Genomic DNA, 16,708 nt, shown 5'->3' with positions numbered 1-16,708 from the left:
CGTTCCTCTCAACCGAAGACGGGGTCGCGTTCGACGGCGGCGGAGAGCCGCATCGGCGCGCGCGATCGCACCTCGTTCAGCAGGACCCGGCGATGGACGAGATCGCCGCTGCGCACCCGCCGCGAGCCCCAGAGCAGGCCGGTGAGCGCACGCATCGCGCTTTGCCGCCGCCGCATCCGCGCGAAGCCCTGCTCGGGCCCCGCCGAGGTCACGAAGCGCTCGAGCACCCGGATCCAGCCCTCCTGCGGGACGTCGCCGTCGTCGAGGCACAACAGCCAGTCGCGCCGCGCCACCCTCGCCCCCTCCTTCCAGCAGTCCCGCCCGAGCGGAAGAAGGGTTGCGCCCGCGGCATCGGCTACTTGGGCCAGAGCGTCGTCCTGCCTGCCGGCCAGAATCACGGCATCGCCGACGAGCCCGGCGGCAACGGCGGGAACGAAGGCGCTCAAGGTGGCTGCCAGGGCCTCCGGCCCATGGGTGACGCGAACGAGAAGAGTGATCATGGGAACAGCATAACCCCTCAGGCTCATCGGCTGCCATCTTGATTTTGTTCCCTTTTTGTTCTTAAGCTTGCGGCCTCCGATGCTCAGATTCGCTTGAGGCTGCCATGAGTGCCCGCGCCAAGGATTTCGCCCGCGATGCGCTTTCGCCGAGGAATGTGAAGCGAACGCCCCTGGAAGCGGCGGAAGCCGCGCGGCGCCGCATGGACGACCCGGCCTACCGGGTCGAGATGGAGCGCCGCCGCGGCCGCGGCGCTGCCGCCAACCCGTCGGGGCGCTACGAACCGGCGCAGCGCGAGGCCTTCGACGACGGCTGGAGCATCGAGGAGGAGCTGCCGCCGCTTCCCACCGAGGTGATCGTCGAGAAGCCGCGCACGATCGTCACCCGCAACGATTCGCCGGATATCCTCTTCGAGAAGTCGATCAACCCCTATCGCGGCTGCGAACACGGCTGCTCCTACTGCTTCGCGCGGCCCACGCACGCCTACCAGGGCCTGTCCTCCGGGCTCGACTTCGAGACCAAGATCTTCGCCAAGCCCAACGCGGCCGAACTGCTGGAAAAGGAGCTCAGGGCCCCGAAGTACCAGCCGAGCCCCATCGCGCTGGGCTCCAACACCGACCCCTACCAGCCGGTGGAGCGGCGCTTCCGGATCACGCGCTCCGTTCTCGAGGTGCTGAGCCGGATGAACCATCCGGTGGCCATCGTGACGAAGTCCGCCCTCGTCACCCGCGACATCGACCTCCTGGCTCCCATGGCCGAGCGGGGGCTTGCGAAGGTGGCGATCTCCGTGACCACCCTCGACCCGAAGCTCGCCCGCCGCATGGAGCCCCGCGCGGCCACCCCGGCCAAGCGCCTCGAGACGATCCGCAGGCTCGCCGAGGCCGGCATCCCCGTGACCGTGCTCGTCGCCCCGATCATTCCGGCGATCAACGACCACGAGATCGAGACCATCCTGAAGGCCTGCGCGGAGGCCGGTGTGCAGGAGGCCGGCTACGTGCTCCTGCGCCTGCCGCACGACCTGAAGGACCTGATGCGCGACTGGCTCGTCGACCATTACCCGGACAAGCTCAAGCACGTCTTCACGCTGCTGCAGGAGGCGCGCGGCGGCAAGGACTACGACGCGAACTGGAGCACCCGCCAGTCCGGCATCGGCCCCTATGCCTGGATGCTCGGCCGGCGCTTCGAGACCGCCTGCGAGCGGCTCGGCCTCAACAAGCGCAACCTGCGCCTGCGCACGGACCTCTTCACGGTGCCGCCGAAGGAGACGGGGCAGCTGAGCTTGTTTTAAGATTATCTCGCCGACTGCAAAATGCTGAGCAAATCTATGCCTGCATATTTCAGCACAAGCACGATGCATATAAGAAATATTGTATAAGATAGAGCAGCAACGAACCCCCCTGGTATCTGTTGATACCAAGCTAATGCTTGCTCAATTCGACCAGCTATTGCTGCCTTCTGAATTTCAGGTGCAGCGCTCTTCACGACTTCATCTGCATATGCACCAAGGATAGCCTCAGCCTGCTGACGATAATCATTTAGACGAGAAGATGTGGTCTCACCAATAAGATAGCTATTCTCTTCATCCTTGTTGGGAGCCCGCCCCTTTTGGGCTTTGAAGTCAACAATCCATGATCTCTTACGCTGCTTATAGAGTGCGTAAGAGATAAGCCCAACCAAATCATCTTCTCGAAGAACGAGTTTCTCGTAAACTGTGTTGTAGGAAGGATCTGCAGCGGCAGTCATTTTTTACGCGCATTGTTCCGCAATGTGGTTTCAGCCGCTCGCAAAGCATCTTCATACACATCGTTTCGGATCGTCCGGCTTGTTATCCGGCCTGGATAATCTCTGGTGGTCACTACAGCTGTAGAACCGTTAATAGCCATACCAGACCTGCCGTCTCGGCGGATCCAACCCTTCACATCTGCAGGATCAATCCAAGGGCGTTTCGTAACCCTTCTAAGCCAAGACATTCATCTCTCCCAATCTCGTATCTAATTTGATACTCCCTTCTAGCATTGGCAATAGTAGATTGTAACAAATGCCAGTTATGAACATTGACCGCGAGCTTTCCGCCCGCGCACAGGGCTATACCTGCATTGCCGGCCTCGACGAGGTCGGGCGCGGGCCGCTGGCGGGGCCGGTGGTGTCGGCGGCGGTGGTGCTCGATCTCGACCGCGTTCCTCAAGGGCTCGCCGATTCGAAGGCGCTCTCGGCGGCCAGGCGCGAGGCGCTCTTTGCCGAGATCCTGGCGACGGCGCATGTCGGCATCGCCTCGGTGTCCCATCGGGAGATCGACAGCATCAACATCAGGCAGGCGTCGCTGCTCGCCATGTGCCGCGCGCTCGCGGCGCTGCCCTGCGCGCCGGACATGGCCTTCGTCGACGGCAACGACCCGCCGGATCTTCCCTGCGCGACGCAAGCCATCGTCAAGGGTGATTCGCACATCGCATCGATTGCGGCGGCCTCCATCGTCGCGAAGGTGGTCCGCGACCGCATGATGGCGAGGCTCGGGCAGGCTTTTCCGGCCTATGGTTTTGCCAGCAACGCAGGCTACAGCACCAAGGCGCACCTTTCGGCGGTGGCGAGCGAGGGTCCCTGCCCCTTCCACCGGATGAGTTTCGCGCCTTTGCGCCAAGGGTTACTGGACCTGTAACCGAGCTTAACGGCGGTTAACTAAAAATCTCAATCTTTTCAATGGGTCGGCAGGAATTGCCGACCCAAAATATCACGCATTTTTTCTGGCTTGGAAACCACATCTTTACCCTGACCCACCATGATCCGAGGTGTCAGTTGCGTAACCGGTGATCACCCATGGGTACCTTGCGTACCGGGGTTGCCGGCGCCGCCTCCCGGATCCATGTCTCGCGTACCGGGCGGTCTGCGCCGGCTCCTCGGACGGGGCGTAAAGCCCCCCTGTCCGTTCTGCCGCAGCCTCTTCCTCTCAACGAGATTCTTCTCGGCGACTGCATCGCCAATCTCGAGAAGCTTCCCCCTGAGAGCGTGGACGTGGTCTTCGCGGATCCGCCTTACAATCTCCAGCTCGAACAGGCGCTCACGCGCCCGGACCAGAGCCTCGTCGACGCGGTCGACGACGACTGGGACAAGTTCGCGAGCTTTGCCGATTACGACGCGTTCACCCGCGCCTGGCTCCTGGCCGTGCGCCGCGTGATGAAGAAGAACGCGACGCTGTGGGTCATCGGCTCCTATCACAACATCTTCCGCGTGGGCGCGGCGCTGCAGGATCTGAACTTCTGGATCCTGAACGACATCGTGTGGCGCAAGGCCAACCCGATGCCGAACTTCAAGGGCCGCCGCTTCACCAACGCGCACGAGACCATGATCTGGGCCTCGAAGAGCCCGGAGGCGAAGGGCTACACCTTCCATTACGATGCGCTGAAAGCCGGCAACGAAGACGTGCAGATGCGTTCGGACTGGTTCATCCCGATCTGCACCGGCGAGGAGCGCCTGAAGGACGCGCAGGGGCGCAAGGTGCACCCGACGCAGAAGCCCGAGGCGCTGCTCGCCCGCGTGCTGCTCTCCTCCTCCAATCCCGGCGACGTGGTGCTCGATCCCTTCTTCGGCTCCGGCACCACGGGTGCGGTGGCCAAGATGCTCGGCCGCAACTTCATCGGCCTCGAGCGGGATTCGACCTATGCCAAGGCGGCGCGCAAGCGCATCGATGCGGTCGTGCCGCTCTCGGACATCTCGATCGCCGCCGCCCCCGAGAAGCGCACGGAAGTGCGCGTGCCCTTCCTCTCCCTCATCGAGGCAGGCCATGTGAAGGCCGGCGAGACCCTGGTGGACGAGCGCCGCCGCCACAAGGCGGTGGTGCGCGCCGACGGCACGCTCGCGCTCGGCGCCATCGTCGGCTCGATCCACAAGATCGGGGCGCTCACGCAGGGCTTCCCCTCGTGCAACGGCTGGACCTTCTGGCATGTGGAGCGCGCGGGGAAACTCGTCTGCATCGACGAGTTCCGCGCCAAGGTGCGGGCGGAGATGGCGGCCTGACGGCTTGCATCCGGATCGCAAATCCGTGAAAGGGCTGGCCATGTGCTGGCCCTTTTCGTTTTCCGCGCTAAGCTTTTCGTCACAGAGGCGTCATCCAAGACCGCTAGCGCGGGGAAGCCTTACCTGAAGAGAGGGATTGCCCCGTGCCCATGAAGCGGATTCTTCTTCCCCTGCTCGCCGCCCTCGTGCCTGCCTTCGCGCAGGCACAAGGCATCTCCGGAAACCTCGTTCTCTATACGAGCCAGCCCAACACCGACGCGCAGCAGACCGTCGACGCCTTCAAGGCGAAGCACCCGGGGGTGAACGTCACCTTCGTGCGCGACGGCACGCCGAAGATCCTCGCCAAGCTCAGCGCCGAATTCGAGGCGGGCCAGCCGCAGGCGGACGTGCTGCTGATCGCCGACAGCGTGACCATGGAGGGCCTCAAGAAGGAGGGCCGCCTGCTGGCGCACGAGAAGGCGGACGTCTCCGCCTATCCGCCCGGCACGCACGACGCGCAGAAATTCTGGTTCGCCACCAAGCTGATCACCACGGGCATCGCCTACAACACGAAGGCCGGCTTCAAGCCAGCCTCCTGGCTCGATCTTACGAAGCCCGAGGTCAAGGGGCAGCTCGTCATGCCGAGCCCGCTGACCTCGGGCGCGGCCCTCATCCACGCCGCGACGCTCACCGGCAACCTCGAGGGCGGCTGGAAATACTACGAGGCACTGAAGGACAACGACGCGGTGGCGGGCGGCGGCAACGGCGACGTGCTCAAGCAGGTCGCCGGCGGCCAGAAGCTCTACGGCGTCATCGTCGACTACATGCCGATCCGCGAGAAGGCCAAGGGCGCGCCGATCGAGTTCGTGTTCCCGAAGGAGGGCGTCTCCGCCGTGTCGGAGCCGGTCGCCATCCTCAAGACCACCAAGAATCCGGACGCCGCCCGCGTCTTCGTCGACTTCCTCCTGTCGAAGGAGGGGCAGGAACTGGCCCTGAAGCAGGGCTATATCGCGGCTCACCCGGCGGTCGCGCTCCCGGCCGGCTATCCGTCGCGCGAGCAGATCAAGGTCATGGGCTTCGATGCCGCCAAGGCGCTCGCCGATGAGGCCAGGAACAAGGCGACCTTCGCCGATATCTTCGGCCAGTGAGAGAGCGCGCGCACGCCACGTCATTCCTGGAGCGGGGAGGTTTCGGCCTCCTCGCTCTTGTTGCTTTGTTCATCGTTGCCTTCGACGTGCTTCCTGCCGCACGGCTGCTTCTGGCAGCCCTCGCGCCCGGCGGCGCCTTCGATCCGGACAAGGCCCTCTCCGCCCTCGCCAGTCGCTCGGCCCTGCGCGCCGCGCAGGCAACCCTCGAGACCGCGCTGCTTTCGAGCCTGCTGGCATTGCCGCTCGGCACCGCCATGGCGCTGCTCCTCGGCATCACCGACATGCGCGGGCGCCGGATCGCCTCGTTCCTGTTCGTCCTGTCGGTGATGATCTCGCCCCAGGTGATCGCCCTCGCCTTCCTCCATCTCGCGGGTCCCGCTTCGCCGATCCTCAATGCTCTGGGCCTCGCGCCTGAAGCGGGCACCGCCAACCCGATGCTCGGGCGCGGCGGCATCGTTGTGGTGCTGGGGCTGCATCATGCCCCCCTCGTCTACGTGGTGATGAGCGCCGGCCTCAAACGCATTCCGCTCGCCGTCGTCGAGGCGGCGCGCATGGACGGCGCGCGGCCCCTGCGGATCGTCACCGACCACCTGCTGCCGCTGCTGCGCCCTCATCTCATGGGCGCTGCCCTGCTCGCCTTCGTGGCGGGCATCGGGAATTTCGGCATTCCCGCCCTGCTCGGCGCGCCGGTGAACTATCTCACCCTTCCGGTTCTGATCTATCGCCGCCTGTCGAGCTTCGGCACGGGCATTCTCGGCGACGTGGCGGCGCTCGGCCTGCTGGTTGCCGCTATCGCCGTCGTGTGCGTGGCGGCGAGCCAATGGCTGACGCGGCGGGGCGAGGTCCACCTGGAGGAGGATGCGCCTCTTCAGCCGTTCTGGCATCTTGGCCGGGGCAGCATCCTGGCCGAGGGCTTCGCGGCCTTCGTGATCGGCGCCACCCTCGTCCTGCCGATGCTGTCGTTGCTCGCGGCCGCGCTGGTCCCGTCCTACGGCATGCCACTCACCGTCGCGACCGTGACGCTGGACCACTTCGTCGAGGTGCTGGCGCGGCAGGACGTGACCATGCGCGCCTTCGTGAATTCGCTTCTCTACGCCGGCGGCGCGGCAGGCCTGTTGGCCTTCCTCACCATTCCCTTGGCCTACGGGCTGGTGCGGTTCATGGGGCCGGCGCGCATTCCGGCCATGGCCCTGCTCGAGATCCCCTACGTGCTGCCCGGCATCGTGCTCGCCATCGCCTGCATCCTCCTGTTCCTGAAGCCCCTGCCGCTCATCGGCGTCTCGCTCTATGCCACGCCGTGGATCATCGTCTTCGCCTATCTCGCCCGCTTCCTGTCGGTGGCGATGAAACCGGTGCTCGCAGGAATGATGCAGGTGGACATGGCGCAGGAGGAGGCTGCGGCGCTCGACGGCGCCCGCCTGATGCGGCGCCTTGCCGACATCGTCCTGCCCTCCCTGCTCCCGGCGGCGGCGGCGGGCGGCCTGATGGCCTTCCTGCTCGCCTTCAGCGAGCTCACCGTCTCGGCCCTGCTCTGGTCCGCCGGCACGGAGACCATCGGGGTGGTGCTCTACAACCTCGAAGAGGCAGGGCTTGCGAGCCAGGCCTCGGCCGTCGCCGTCGTGATCGTGGCGGTCGTCACCCTCGCCATGCTCGCGCTCGATGCCCTAGGCCGACACCTGCCGGCAGGCACCCTGCCCTGGCATTGCGAGGCGGATGCAATGGTAAGGGCGGAAGGGAAACCCCATCGAACGTGCGTCGGCATCGAAAAGGTTGCTGAAGGGCTCAAGCCGATTCCGGCGCTCGAGGCCTAGGGCATCTTATTGCGCCTCCAGACAAGCCCGGATCAGCTCCGCTACATGCTGCACGGCGACGTCGCTGTCGCGGCGCTTGTGCCAGGCAATGTGAAGCGGAAAACCCTCCACCGGAATCGGCGGCTCGAACACGGCGAGGCTGCTCCCATGATCGACCGGCAGGCAGTGCCGCGGCAGGAGCGCGATCATGTCCGAGGATTCGAGCGTGGGCGGCACCATCAAAAAGCTCGGCATCACAAGGCCTACCCGGCGTGAACGGCCGAAGGTGGCGAGCGCCTCATCGAGCGTTCCACGCGTGTCTCCACGACCCGAGACGAGGATGTGCGGATAGGAAAGCCAGGCATCGAGGCTGAAAACATCCGCGGCCGGATGTCCCTTGCGCATGGCCACGACATAGGTCTCGTGCAGGAGTTCGATGCGATGGAACTGCGAGCCCAGCGGCGGCAGGACGGACACCGCGAGATCGACATCCCCGCGGGCCAACCGCTCCGTCACGTCGGCAGCTCCATGCCAGGGCATGATCACGAGATCGATTCCAGGCGCAGTCTTGCTCAAGGTGCCGAAGAGCGTGCGGGTCACGATGACGGCCGGATGGTCGGCCATGACGATGCGCACCGATTGCTTGATGTCTGCCAAGGCGATCTGGGGCGGATCCAGGATGGTGGCCACTGACGCGAGGGCCTGCTTCAGGGGCTCGCGCAGGGTTCTCGCCTTCGGGGTCAGGCGCATCCCACCCCGGCCCCGCTCCAGCAGCGGATCGTTGAAAAGATGGCGACAGCGGTCCAGCGCGCTGGAGGTTGCCGGCTGGGAAAGCCTGAGTCGGGCAGCGGCACGACTCACATGGGCCTCGTCCAGCAAGGCATCCAGAATAACGAGTAGGTTGAGGTCGATACCACGTAAATTCATGAAACGAATAATACCATATATCTTCTATCCATTGGAATGATTATGCCAGCAGGCCCAAATTCCTTCCTGTCACCAACAGGAGGCACTGATGCCCAAGACCCTCATCCTCGTCGCTCATCCCCAGATGGATGCGTCACGCGCCAACAAGGCGCTTCTCGCCGCCGTCTGGAGGCGTCCTGGCATAGAGATCGTCGATCTCTATGACGCATCCCCTGACGGGCAGATCGATGTGGAAGCTCAGGTTCGGCTTCTCCTCGACGCCGACCGGATCGTGCTGCAGTTTCCCATGCAGTGGTACTCCACCCCTCCGCTCCTGAAGGAGTGGCAGGATCAGGTTCTGACACGCATGATCTATCTCGCCTTCGAGCGTGAGGGCAGGCTGCTCGAGGGCAAGCCGATTCTGGTGGCCGTCACGGCTGGAGCGCCCGAACGGGCCTACGCGCCGGACGGCTCGAACCGCTTCTCTGTGGCGGAACTGCTCAAGCCTCTGGAGGCGACGGCGCATCGCTGCGGTCTGCAATGGCAGGAGCCTTTCGTGCTCTACGATTCGCGGGATGCAAGCGATGAGGCCTTGAGGCTATCAGGCGAGCGTTATGCAGGCCGCCTCTGCGATCTCAGCCTCACCCTGGCCGCTTGAAAGGAGGCGTCCCATGCAAACCCTTGCTCATCGAAGCCGGCCCGGACTGTTCCCGGTCGTCGTGTTCGGCATCACGTCGATCATCCCGCTCCTCATCGTCACGCAGTTCTTCTTGGTCGGCCTCGGCATCTTCGTGGATGGGGCCATGTGGGAGCTTCACGGAGCCCTGGGCGGGTTCATCGCTCTGCCGGTCGGGACCATGCTGCTGATCGCGCTTTTCAGTACGAACATGCGCAGGCTGCGCGGCCTTAGCCTCCTCGTCTTCCTGCTTTACGCACTTCAGATCGCCTGGCTCGTCATCGGCGAGGCAACCGGCATCGGAGCCCTGAGGGCCGCCCACGCTGCGAATGCCGCCCTCCTTCTGCTGGCCAGCGCAATGCTCGCCTATCGAAGCAGCAAAATCTGAGCGCATCCAGCATCAGACTATAAACTAAACCCAATACGATGATGATCTGCCCACGTTATGGCTGGGCAAGACCGGCCATAACGTCTTCCTGGGAAGGCCTCTGCCCCTTCAAAACTGAAGAGGTCTCCAATGTGCCTGTCAGGCTGCGTGGCAGCGGTTCCTGAGCGAAGGTCCGTCTTGTCCCCAGAGCGGAACACCCCCTATGCCGAACCCGGTTCAGCGCTTTAGCATTCTCGCATGGCTCCTTCGTCTCTCGATCCCTTCCGTCTCGCCCTCGCCGAACCGTCCTGGGACGACCTTCGGATCTTTCTCGCCGTGGTGGCTCATGGATCGATGAACAGCGCCGCCAAGGCGCTGGGCCAGAGCCAGCCCACCATCGCGCGGCGCATCAAGGTGCTGGAGGAGACGCTCGGGCTCACCCTCTTCCAGCGCGGTCCCAACAATCTCGAGCTGACGGAGGCCGGCAGGGCTGTTCTGGAGGCGGCCGCTCCCATGGGCGAGGCCGCTGCCATCGTGTCCCGCACGGCCGCCGCCTACCGGCCCGATCCCGACGCTCCCGTGCGGGTGACGGCCACCGCCTCGGTCACCCTGTTCCTCTCGCTCCATGCGGCGGAACTGCACGAGGCCGCCGCCCCCGTGGAGATCGCCTATATCCCGACCAGGCAGCGGCTCGATCTCGCCTCGGGCGAGGCCGATATCGGCCTGCGCATGCGCTCCCTCCCCGAGGGGACGGAGGACCTCGTCGCCCGCAGGATCGGCCAGATCGCCTTCGCCATCTATGCCCGTGACGAGAACCCCAGAGCCGTCATCGCGCCCCCGGAGGACCCGACGCTCTCCCGGCAGGCGGCCTACGTCGCCGAGTTTGCGCAAGGCCGTACCATCGCAGCCCGCATCGGCGACATGCCGATCCGCTACCAGGCCGCGAAGGCCGGCCTCGGCGCCGCCTTCCTTCCCTGCTGGCTCGGCGACTCGGACCCGGATCTCGTCCAGGTGGTGAAGCCCGAGGGCGACCTGATCGAGGACGTCTTCCTCGTCATGCACCGCCGCAGCCGCAACCGCCCCAACGTGACGCGGGTGGCGAATGCGCTGGCGACCCTGTTCAAGCGCAACAAGAAGGCGCTGGTGGGAGGGTGAGGGGGCTTCTTCCCTCCCCCTTGAGGGGAGGGATCGAGGGTGGGGGTCGGAATGTCAGAGCGCTTCGTCGATGAAGAAAGCGCGCGATCACTACAGTGCTTGGCTGGCTTAGCCTTTCACCCGGCCACACCACCCCCACCCCTGCCCCTCCCCGCAAGGGGGAGGGGGACCGAGGCGGGTCAATATCAGAAGGTTCACGCGCTCTTCGCCTGCTTCTTCCCCTTCGCGCCCGGCAGCTCGCCCAGTGCATGCACCAGCACCTTCTTCATGGCGCCGGGCAGCGCTTCTTCATGAAGCTGAAGGCGCGGGGTCCAGCGCATGTCGTCCGGTGCGGGCGTTCCCTTGGCGACCTTGGCGAAGAGCACCGTCAGTTCCAGGGGGAAGTGGGTGAAGACGTGGCGGACCGTGCCGGGCAGGCGCTGCCAGCGCGCCTCGATGGGGGCGTCGAGCACGGCGCGGGAGGGCTCGTAATCGGGCGCCCATTCGCTCGTCGGCGGCTCGACCATGCCGCCGAGCAGGCCTGTCGGCGGGCGGGTGCGCAGCAGGATGGTGTCGTCGGCCCGCAGCACCACGAAGGCCGCGCCCCTGCGCAGCTGCCCGGCCTCCTTCTTCTGCTTGCGCGGGAAGGTCTCCTGCAGGCCTTCGGCGCGGGCGCGGCAGGGCCTCATCCAGGGGCACAGCGCGCAGGCGGGGCGTTTGGGCGTGCAGAGGGTGGCGCCGAGATCCATCACGGCTTGGGCGAAGTCGCCGGGGCGGTCCTCCGGCACAAGCTCCTCGGTTAGGCTCCGGATCAGGGGCTTGGCCTTCGGCAGCGGCTCCTCGACCATGAAGATGCGGGACATGACCCGCTCCACGTTGCCGTCCACCGCCGCAGCCTTCTGGTTGAAGGCGATGGCGGCCACGGCCGCTGCGGTGTAGGCCCCGATGCCGGGAAGCTTCAGCAGCTCCGCCTCCGTCTCCGGAAAGCGCCCGCCGTGCCTGTCCACGACCGCCTTGGCGCAGGCATGGAGGTTGCGGGCGCGGGAATAATAGCCGAGGCCGGCCCAGGCCTGCATCACCGCCTCGGACGGGGCTTCGGCCAGGGCCTCGACGGTCGGAAAGCGATCCAGGAAATTCAGGTAATAGGGTTTGACCGCCGCCACCGTGGTCTGCTGGAGCATGATCTCGGAAAGCCAGACGCGATAAGGGTTTGCGGTCTCTCCCGGCTTGGCGCGCCACGGCAGGTCGCGCCGGTGACGGTCGTACCAGGCGAGAAGATCCTGCGGGTCGGGCTTGGTTGCGCTCGAGGCGGACGTTAACATGTTCGTGGAATAACGGTGCCGGCCGGATATTCCAACGCGGCTTTTGGACATTCAACATGAGACGAATGCGGCCTCTCGCCCGCCCCCTCGCCGAGCTTCTCGACGCCTGCCTGACCCCCAGCCTGGCGGCGCAGGGCTTTGCGACGTCCGACGTGATCATGGCCTGGCCCGAGATCGTCGGAGAACGGCTTGCCGCATTCACCCAGCCGCTCAAGATCGAGTGGAAGCGCAAAAGCCCCCATGCGGATCCGGAAGCCCGACCGGAGCCCGCGACCCTCGTGATCCGGGTCGAGAGCGCCTTCGCCCTCGAGCTCCAGCACATGGCGCCCACCATCATCGACCGGGTGAACACCTATTACGGCTGGCGCTGCATCGGAAAGATCGTCTTGAAACAAGGACCCGTGCGGCGGGTTGAGAAGAAGCAGCCGGCGCCGCCCGCCCTCACCCCGGCGGACCGGGAGAAGGTCGACAGGGCCGTCCAGCCCATCGAGGAAGAATCCTTGAAGGCGGCCCTCGACCGGCTGGGCCAGGCCATCGTCAGCTCCGGTTCACGCACGAAAGCGTGAGATAGGGGCCGCTTGCCTCAGGGCCCAAGGCATTCTACCGCAGGACGAAATCTCTTCAGGAGCCTTCCCACGATGATCACCCGGCGTCAGACGCTTCAGCTTCTCGGAACCGCAGCCGCGGCCGCCTATCTCGCCACGAGCTTGCCTGCCTTCGCCCAGAACGTGTCGGTGCAGGACCTCGCGGTCCAGGGCCCCCTCGGCGACGTGGCCCTCGGCCCAGAGAACGCCAAGGTGACGATCATCGAGTACGCCTCGCTCACCTGCTCCCACTGCGCCAATTTCCACAAGAATACCTGGCCGGAGCTGAAGAAGCGCTACATCGACACCGGCAAGGTCCGCTTCGTCCTGCGCGAGTTCCCCCTCGACCCGCTCGCCACGGCCGGTTTCATGCTCGCCCGCTGCGACGGCAACGACAAATACTACCCGATCACCGACCTCCTGTTCGAGCAGCAGCGGAACTGGGCCTTTGTGGACAAGCCGCTCGACGCCCTGCGCTCCCTCATGCGCCAGGCCGGTTTTTCACAGGAAAAATTTGAGGCTTGCCTCAAGGACCAGAAACTATATGACGCAGTCAACGCGGTGAAGAACCGGGGTATGGAGCAGTTCCGTGTAGACTCCACGCCGACCTTCTTCATCAATGGTCAGCGTCATCCTGGAAGCCTGTCGATCGATGAGATTGAAAAGGTCATCAAGCCGATGCTTGGAGAATAAGCTCCATCACCCCGCCCTCGCTGGGCGGGACGGGAAGGCGCGTCCATGAAGCTGACGCGCCTTCGCATTGCAGGCTTCAAGACCTTCGTTGAGCCCACCGACTTCCTGATCGAGCCCGGTCTGACCGGCGTGGTGGGCCCCAACGGCTGCGGCAAGTCCAACCTCGTCGAGGCCCTGCGCTGGGTCATGGGAGAGAACTCCCACAAGAACATGCGCGCCACGGGGATGGACGACGTCATCTTCTCCGGCTCCGGCAGCCGCCCCGCCCGCAACTGGGCCGAGGTGATGCTCACCATCGACAATGCCGAGCGCACCGCTCCGGCCGCCTTCAACGACGCGGACATCCTCGAGATCTCCCGCAAGATCGAGCGCGAGGAAGGTTCCACCTACCGGGTGAACGGCAAGGAGGTGCGCGCCCGCGACGTGCAGATCCTGTTCGCCGACGCGGCCACCGGCGCCCGCTCGCCGGCCCTCGTGCGCCAGGGCCAGATCAGCGAGATCATCTCCGCCAAGCCCCAGGCCCGCCGCCGCATCCTGGAAGACGCCGCCGGCATCGCGGGCCTTCATGCCCGCCGCCACGAGGCGGAGCTGCGGCTGAAAGCCGCCGAGGACAACCTGGTCCGCGTCGAGGACGTGATCCGGGAGCTGGAAAGCCAGATCGAGAGCCTGAAGCGCCAGGGTCGCCAGGCCTCCCGCTACAAGAATCTTTCAGCCGAGATCCGCCGGTTGGAGGCCCTGCTCTACGCCATCAGCTTCGCCGAGGCGCGGGAGCAGGCCGCCAGTGCCGAGCGCCAGGTGGCCGAGGACCTCAAGGCCGTGGCCGATGCCACCGAGGAGCAGACCCGGGCTGCCACCGCCCAGGCGGTCGCCGCCCATGCGCTGCCCGCCCTGCGCCAGGAGGAGGCCGCCGCCGCGGCCGCCCTGCAGCGCCTGACCCATGCCCGCAACGAGCTCGAATCGGAGGAGCGCCGCTCCAAGGAGCGCGTGACGGAGCTCGAGCGCCACATCGGCGACCTCAACCGCGACATCGCCCGCGAGGCGGCCCAGCGCACGGATGCCGAGGCCACCATCGAGCGCCTCCAGGCCGAGGCCGCCGAGATCGCGCTCACCACCGACGGGGCGGATGATGCCCGCGCGGAGGCCGAGGAGCGCCTGCATGCGGCCGAGGCGGAGCTGCACGAGGCCGAAGCCTCCTTGAGCGCCCTTCAGGCCCAGACCTCGGATCTCAATGCCCGCCGCGCCGCCCTGGAGCGCGCCGCGCGCGAGGAAATGGAGCGCGCCGCCCGGTTCCGGTCCGAGAAGGAGCGGCTGGAGCGCGAGATCGCGGCCCTCTCCGCCTCGCCCGAGGACGGCCCGTCCCTGGACGATCTGCGCGAGGAGATGGCCATCGCCGAGGAGAGCGCCCGATCGGCCGAGGAGGCCGTGATCGAGGCGCGTGAGACCCTGGCCGCCGCCCGCGAGGCGGAAAACCGCCTGCGCCAGCCCCTTACCGAGGCGGAGCGCAAGGCGCAGCGGCTGGAGACCGAGGCGCGCACGCTCGCCAAGCTCGTCACCTCCGCCACCGGCGACCTCTGGCCCCCGGCCGTCGACCAGATCACGGTGCAGAAGGGCTACGAGACGGCGCTCGGCGCGGCGCTGGGCGACGATCTCGAAGCCTCGGTCAACCCATCCGCGCCTCACCACTGGGCCGAAACCGGCACCGGTGACGGCGATCCGGCCCTGCCGGAGGGCGTCCGTTCCCTGGCGGATCTCGCCCAGGCGCCCGCTGCCCTTCAGCGCCGCCTGCGCCAGATCGGCGTGGTGAGCCGGGCCGACGGGCTTCGCCTGCGCGCCCTGCTCAAGCCCGGCCAGCGGCTGGTCTCCCAGGAGGGCGACCTGTGGCGCTGGGACGGCTTCACCGCCGCAGCCGAAGCGCCCTCCCCGGCCGCCCGGCGTCTCGCCGAGAAGAACCGCCTCGGCGACCTGGAGCGCGAGGCGGCCGAGGCCCGCGAGCAGGCCGAGCACCTGCGCCACGAGGCGGAAGCGGCTCTCGAAGCCGTCCGGCGCGCCGCTTCTCACGAGATGCAGGCCATCGAGGCCGCCCGCCAGGCCCGCCAGGCCCTCGATGCCGCCCGCATGCGGCTCGGCGCAGCCGAACGCAGGGAGGCCGAGCTCGGCCAGCGCCGCTCCGCCCTGCAGGAAGGCCTGGCCCGCCTCTCCGAGAGCGAGGCGGAGGCCCTGGAGCGGGTCGAGGATGCCCAGAGCGCCCTTCAGGACCTCGCCCCGGCTCCCGATCTCGAAAGCCGCCTGCTGGAGGAGCGCACCCGCGTGGCCGAGCGCCGCGCTGCCGCCTCCGAGGCGCGCGCCGCCCTGCAGTCGCTCATGCACGAGGCCGAGCTGCGCCGCCGCCGGCAGGAGGCCCTCGCCGCCGATATCCGCCTCTGGACCGAGCGGGCCGCCCGGGCTGCCCGGGCCTTCGAGGATCTCGGCGAGCGCCTGGAGCGCGCCCAGGACGAGCATCAGCGTCTGCTGGACGCTCCCGACACCTATCTCCAGCGCCGCCGCGCCCTGATCGCCGAGGTCGAGGAGGCCGAAGCCAAGCGCCAGGAAGCCGCCGATCGCCTCGCCGATGCGGAGACGCATCTCGCCGAGACCGACCGCGCCGCCCGCGCCGCTCTCGAAGCCCTCTCGGCCGCCCGCGAGGCCCGCGCCGGGTCCCAGGCCCGCCATGAGGCCGCCGTGGCGCGCCTCGCCGAGATCACCCGCGCCATCGCGGAGAACCTCGAGACGACTCCCGCCGGACTCATCGAGCTCGCCGGGCTGAAGGAGGCCACCGAGCTCCCCTCCCATGCCGAGATCGAGGGGAAGCTCCACTCCCTCAAGAGCGACCGGGAGCGCCTCGGCGCCGTGAACCTGCGCGCCGACGAGGAACTCTCCGAGCTCGAAGCCAAGTACAACGGCATCGCCACCGAGCGGGACGACCTCGTCGAGGCCATCAAGCGCCTGCGCCAAGCCATCGGCAGCCTCAACCGCGAGGGCCGGGAGCGGCTGCTCGCCGCCTTCGACGTGGTGAACAACCACTTCAAGCGCCTCTTCTCCACCCTCTTCGGCGGCGGCACGGCCGAGCTAACCCTGGTCGATTCGGACGACCCTCTGGAGGCCGGCCTCGAAATCCTCGCCCGCCCGCCGGGCAAGAAGCCCCAGAGCATGACCCTGCTCTCGGGCGGCGAGCAGGCGCTCACCGCCACGGCGCTGATCTTCGCCGTGTTCCTCACCAATCCCTCGCCGATCTGCGTGCTGGACGAGGTGGACGCGCCCCTCGACGACGCCAACGTGGAGCGCTACTGCGCCCTTCTGGAAGACATGGCCCGGCAGACGGAGACCCGGTTCGTGGTCATCACCCACAACCCCATCACCATGGCCCGCATGGACCGCCTGTTCGGCGTCACCATGGCCGAGCGGGGCGTGTCCCAACTGGTCTCCGTCGACCTGCAGAGCGCCGAGCGCATTCTTGAGGTGGCCTAAGGCTTTGAAGCCTCCGCCATGCTTCAGCCCCAAAAACATGTGCGCTTTCCGCTCGGACCAGCCCAAAAACAGCGTTCCTGGAACAATATCAAGGACTTA

15 protein-coding genes are annotated in these 16,708 nt (G+C 66.6%); 11 read left to right on the top strand and 4 right to left on the bottom strand.

From position 1 onward, the window contains the following. Positions 1-8: 8 nt before the first annotated feature. Positions 9-500 carry a hypothetical protein gene (locus GR303_RS14650; RefSeq protein WP_161722991.1) on the bottom strand — a complete coding sequence of 164 codons (492 nt, stop codon included), beginning with the start codon at positions 498-500 and terminating at the stop codon, positions 9-11. 104 nt (positions 501-604) lie between these two features. Between GR303_RS14650 and GR303_RS14645 the strand changes: the two genes are divergently transcribed. Next, a complete protein-coding gene (locus tag GR303_RS14645; protein ID WP_161722990.1) occupies positions 605-1,786 on the top strand; it encodes a PA0069 family radical SAM protein in 1,182 nt (393 codons plus the stop codon). Between the two features lie 2 nt (positions 1,787-1,788). On the opposite strand, the gene GR303_RS14640 is transcribed toward GR303_RS14645, so the two are convergent. Further along, positions 1,789-2,241: a hypothetical protein gene (locus tag GR303_RS14640; protein ID WP_161722989.1), complete on the bottom strand. Its 453-nt coding sequence runs from the start codon at positions 2,239-2,241 to the stop codon at positions 1,789-1,791. Between the two features lie 295 nt (positions 2,242-2,536). Between GR303_RS14640 and GR303_RS14635 the strand changes: the two genes are divergently transcribed. From GR303_RS14635 to GR303_RS14620, 4 genes are all read left to right on the top strand, one after another. After that, a complete protein-coding gene (locus GR303_RS14635; RefSeq protein WP_161722988.1) occupies positions 2,537-3,151 on the top strand; it encodes a ribonuclease HII in 615 nt (204 codons plus the stop codon). Positions 3,152-3,309: 158 nt separating this feature from the next. Further along, positions 3,310-4,506, top strand: coding sequence for a site-specific DNA-methyltransferase (locus GR303_RS14630; RefSeq protein WP_246205551.1), 1,197 nt, complete (start codon positions 3,310-3,312; stop codon positions 4,504-4,506). A gap of 149 nt (positions 4,507-4,655) precedes the next feature. Next, positions 4,656-5,633: an ABC transporter substrate-binding protein gene (locus GR303_RS14625; protein ID WP_201752065.1), complete on the top strand. Its 978-nt coding sequence runs from the start codon at positions 4,656-4,658 to the stop codon at positions 5,631-5,633. Continuing rightward, complete coding sequence (locus GR303_RS14620) at positions 5,630-7,444, top strand: ABC transporter permease subunit (RefSeq protein WP_161722986.1); 1,815 nt, start codon at positions 5,630-5,632, stop codon at positions 7,442-7,444. The genes GR303_RS14625 and GR303_RS14620 overlap by 4 nt, the downstream gene beginning before the upstream one ends. A 6-nt stretch (positions 7,445-7,450) precedes the next feature. Here the strand turns inward: GR303_RS14620 and GR303_RS14615 are convergent, their stop codons facing one another. Continuing rightward, on the bottom strand, positions 7,451-8,350 hold the full coding sequence (locus tag GR303_RS14615) for a LysR family transcriptional regulator (protein ID WP_161722985.1): 900 nt from the start codon (positions 8,348-8,350) through the stop codon (positions 7,451-7,453). 88 nt (positions 8,351-8,438) lie between these two features. Between GR303_RS14615 and GR303_RS14610 the strand changes: the two genes are divergently transcribed. From GR303_RS14610 to GR303_RS14600, 3 genes are all read left to right on the top strand, one after another. Continuing rightward, positions 8,439-8,987: an NAD(P)H-dependent oxidoreductase gene (locus GR303_RS14610; RefSeq protein ID WP_161722984.1), complete on the top strand. Its 549-nt coding sequence runs from the start codon at positions 8,439-8,441 to the stop codon at positions 8,985-8,987. 13 nt (positions 8,988-9,000) lie between these two features. After that, entirely contained in the window at positions 9,001-9,393 is a 393-nt protein-coding gene (locus GR303_RS14605) for a DUF6220 domain-containing protein (RefSeq protein WP_161722983.1), read from the top strand. Positions 9,394-9,630: 237 nt separating this feature from the next. Continuing rightward, entirely contained in the window at positions 9,631-10,527 is an 897-nt protein-coding gene (locus tag GR303_RS14600; RefSeq protein ID WP_161722982.1) for a LysR family transcriptional regulator, read from the top strand. Positions 10,528-10,721: 194 nt separating this feature from the next. Here the strand turns inward: GR303_RS14600 and mutY are convergent, their stop codons facing one another. Continuing rightward, on the bottom strand, positions 10,722-11,828 hold the full coding sequence (mutY, locus tag GR303_RS14595) for an A/G-specific adenine glycosylase (protein ID WP_161722981.1): 1,107 nt from the start codon (positions 11,826-11,828) through the stop codon (positions 10,722-10,724). Positions 11,829-11,884: 56 nt separating this feature from the next. Here mutY and GR303_RS14590 point away from each other — a divergent pair, with 56 nt between their 5' ends. The 3 genes from GR303_RS14590 to GR303_RS14580 all read left to right on the top strand — a co-directional run bounded on the left by GR303_RS14590 (position 11,885) and on the right by GR303_RS14580 (position 16,609). After that, positions 11,885-12,394, top strand: a complete 510-nt coding sequence (locus GR303_RS14590) for a DUF721 domain-containing protein (RefSeq protein ID WP_161722980.1) — start codon at positions 11,885-11,887, stop codon at positions 12,392-12,394. 72 nt (positions 12,395-12,466) lie between these two features. Next, positions 12,467-13,105 carry a DsbA family protein gene (locus GR303_RS14585; protein WP_161722979.1) on the top strand — a complete coding sequence of 213 codons (639 nt, stop codon included), beginning with the start codon at positions 12,467-12,469 and terminating at the stop codon, positions 13,103-13,105. Positions 13,106-13,150: 45 nt separating this feature from the next. After that, the gene (locus GR303_RS14580; RefSeq protein ID WP_161722978.1) at positions 13,151-16,609 is read left to right on the top strand and encodes a chromosome segregation SMC family protein; all 3,459 of its coding nucleotides are present in this window, start codon (positions 13,151-13,153) and stop codon (positions 16,607-16,609) included. Positions 16,610-16,708 lie beyond the last annotated feature (99 nt).

The sequence above is a fragment of the Microvirga arsenatis genome (genome assembly GCF_009910705.1).
Classification (GTDB): domain Bacteria; phylum Pseudomonadota; class Alphaproteobacteria; order Rhizobiales; family Beijerinckiaceae; genus Microvirga; species Microvirga arsenatis.
This window is presented reverse-complemented; position numbering and strand designations above follow the sequence as displayed.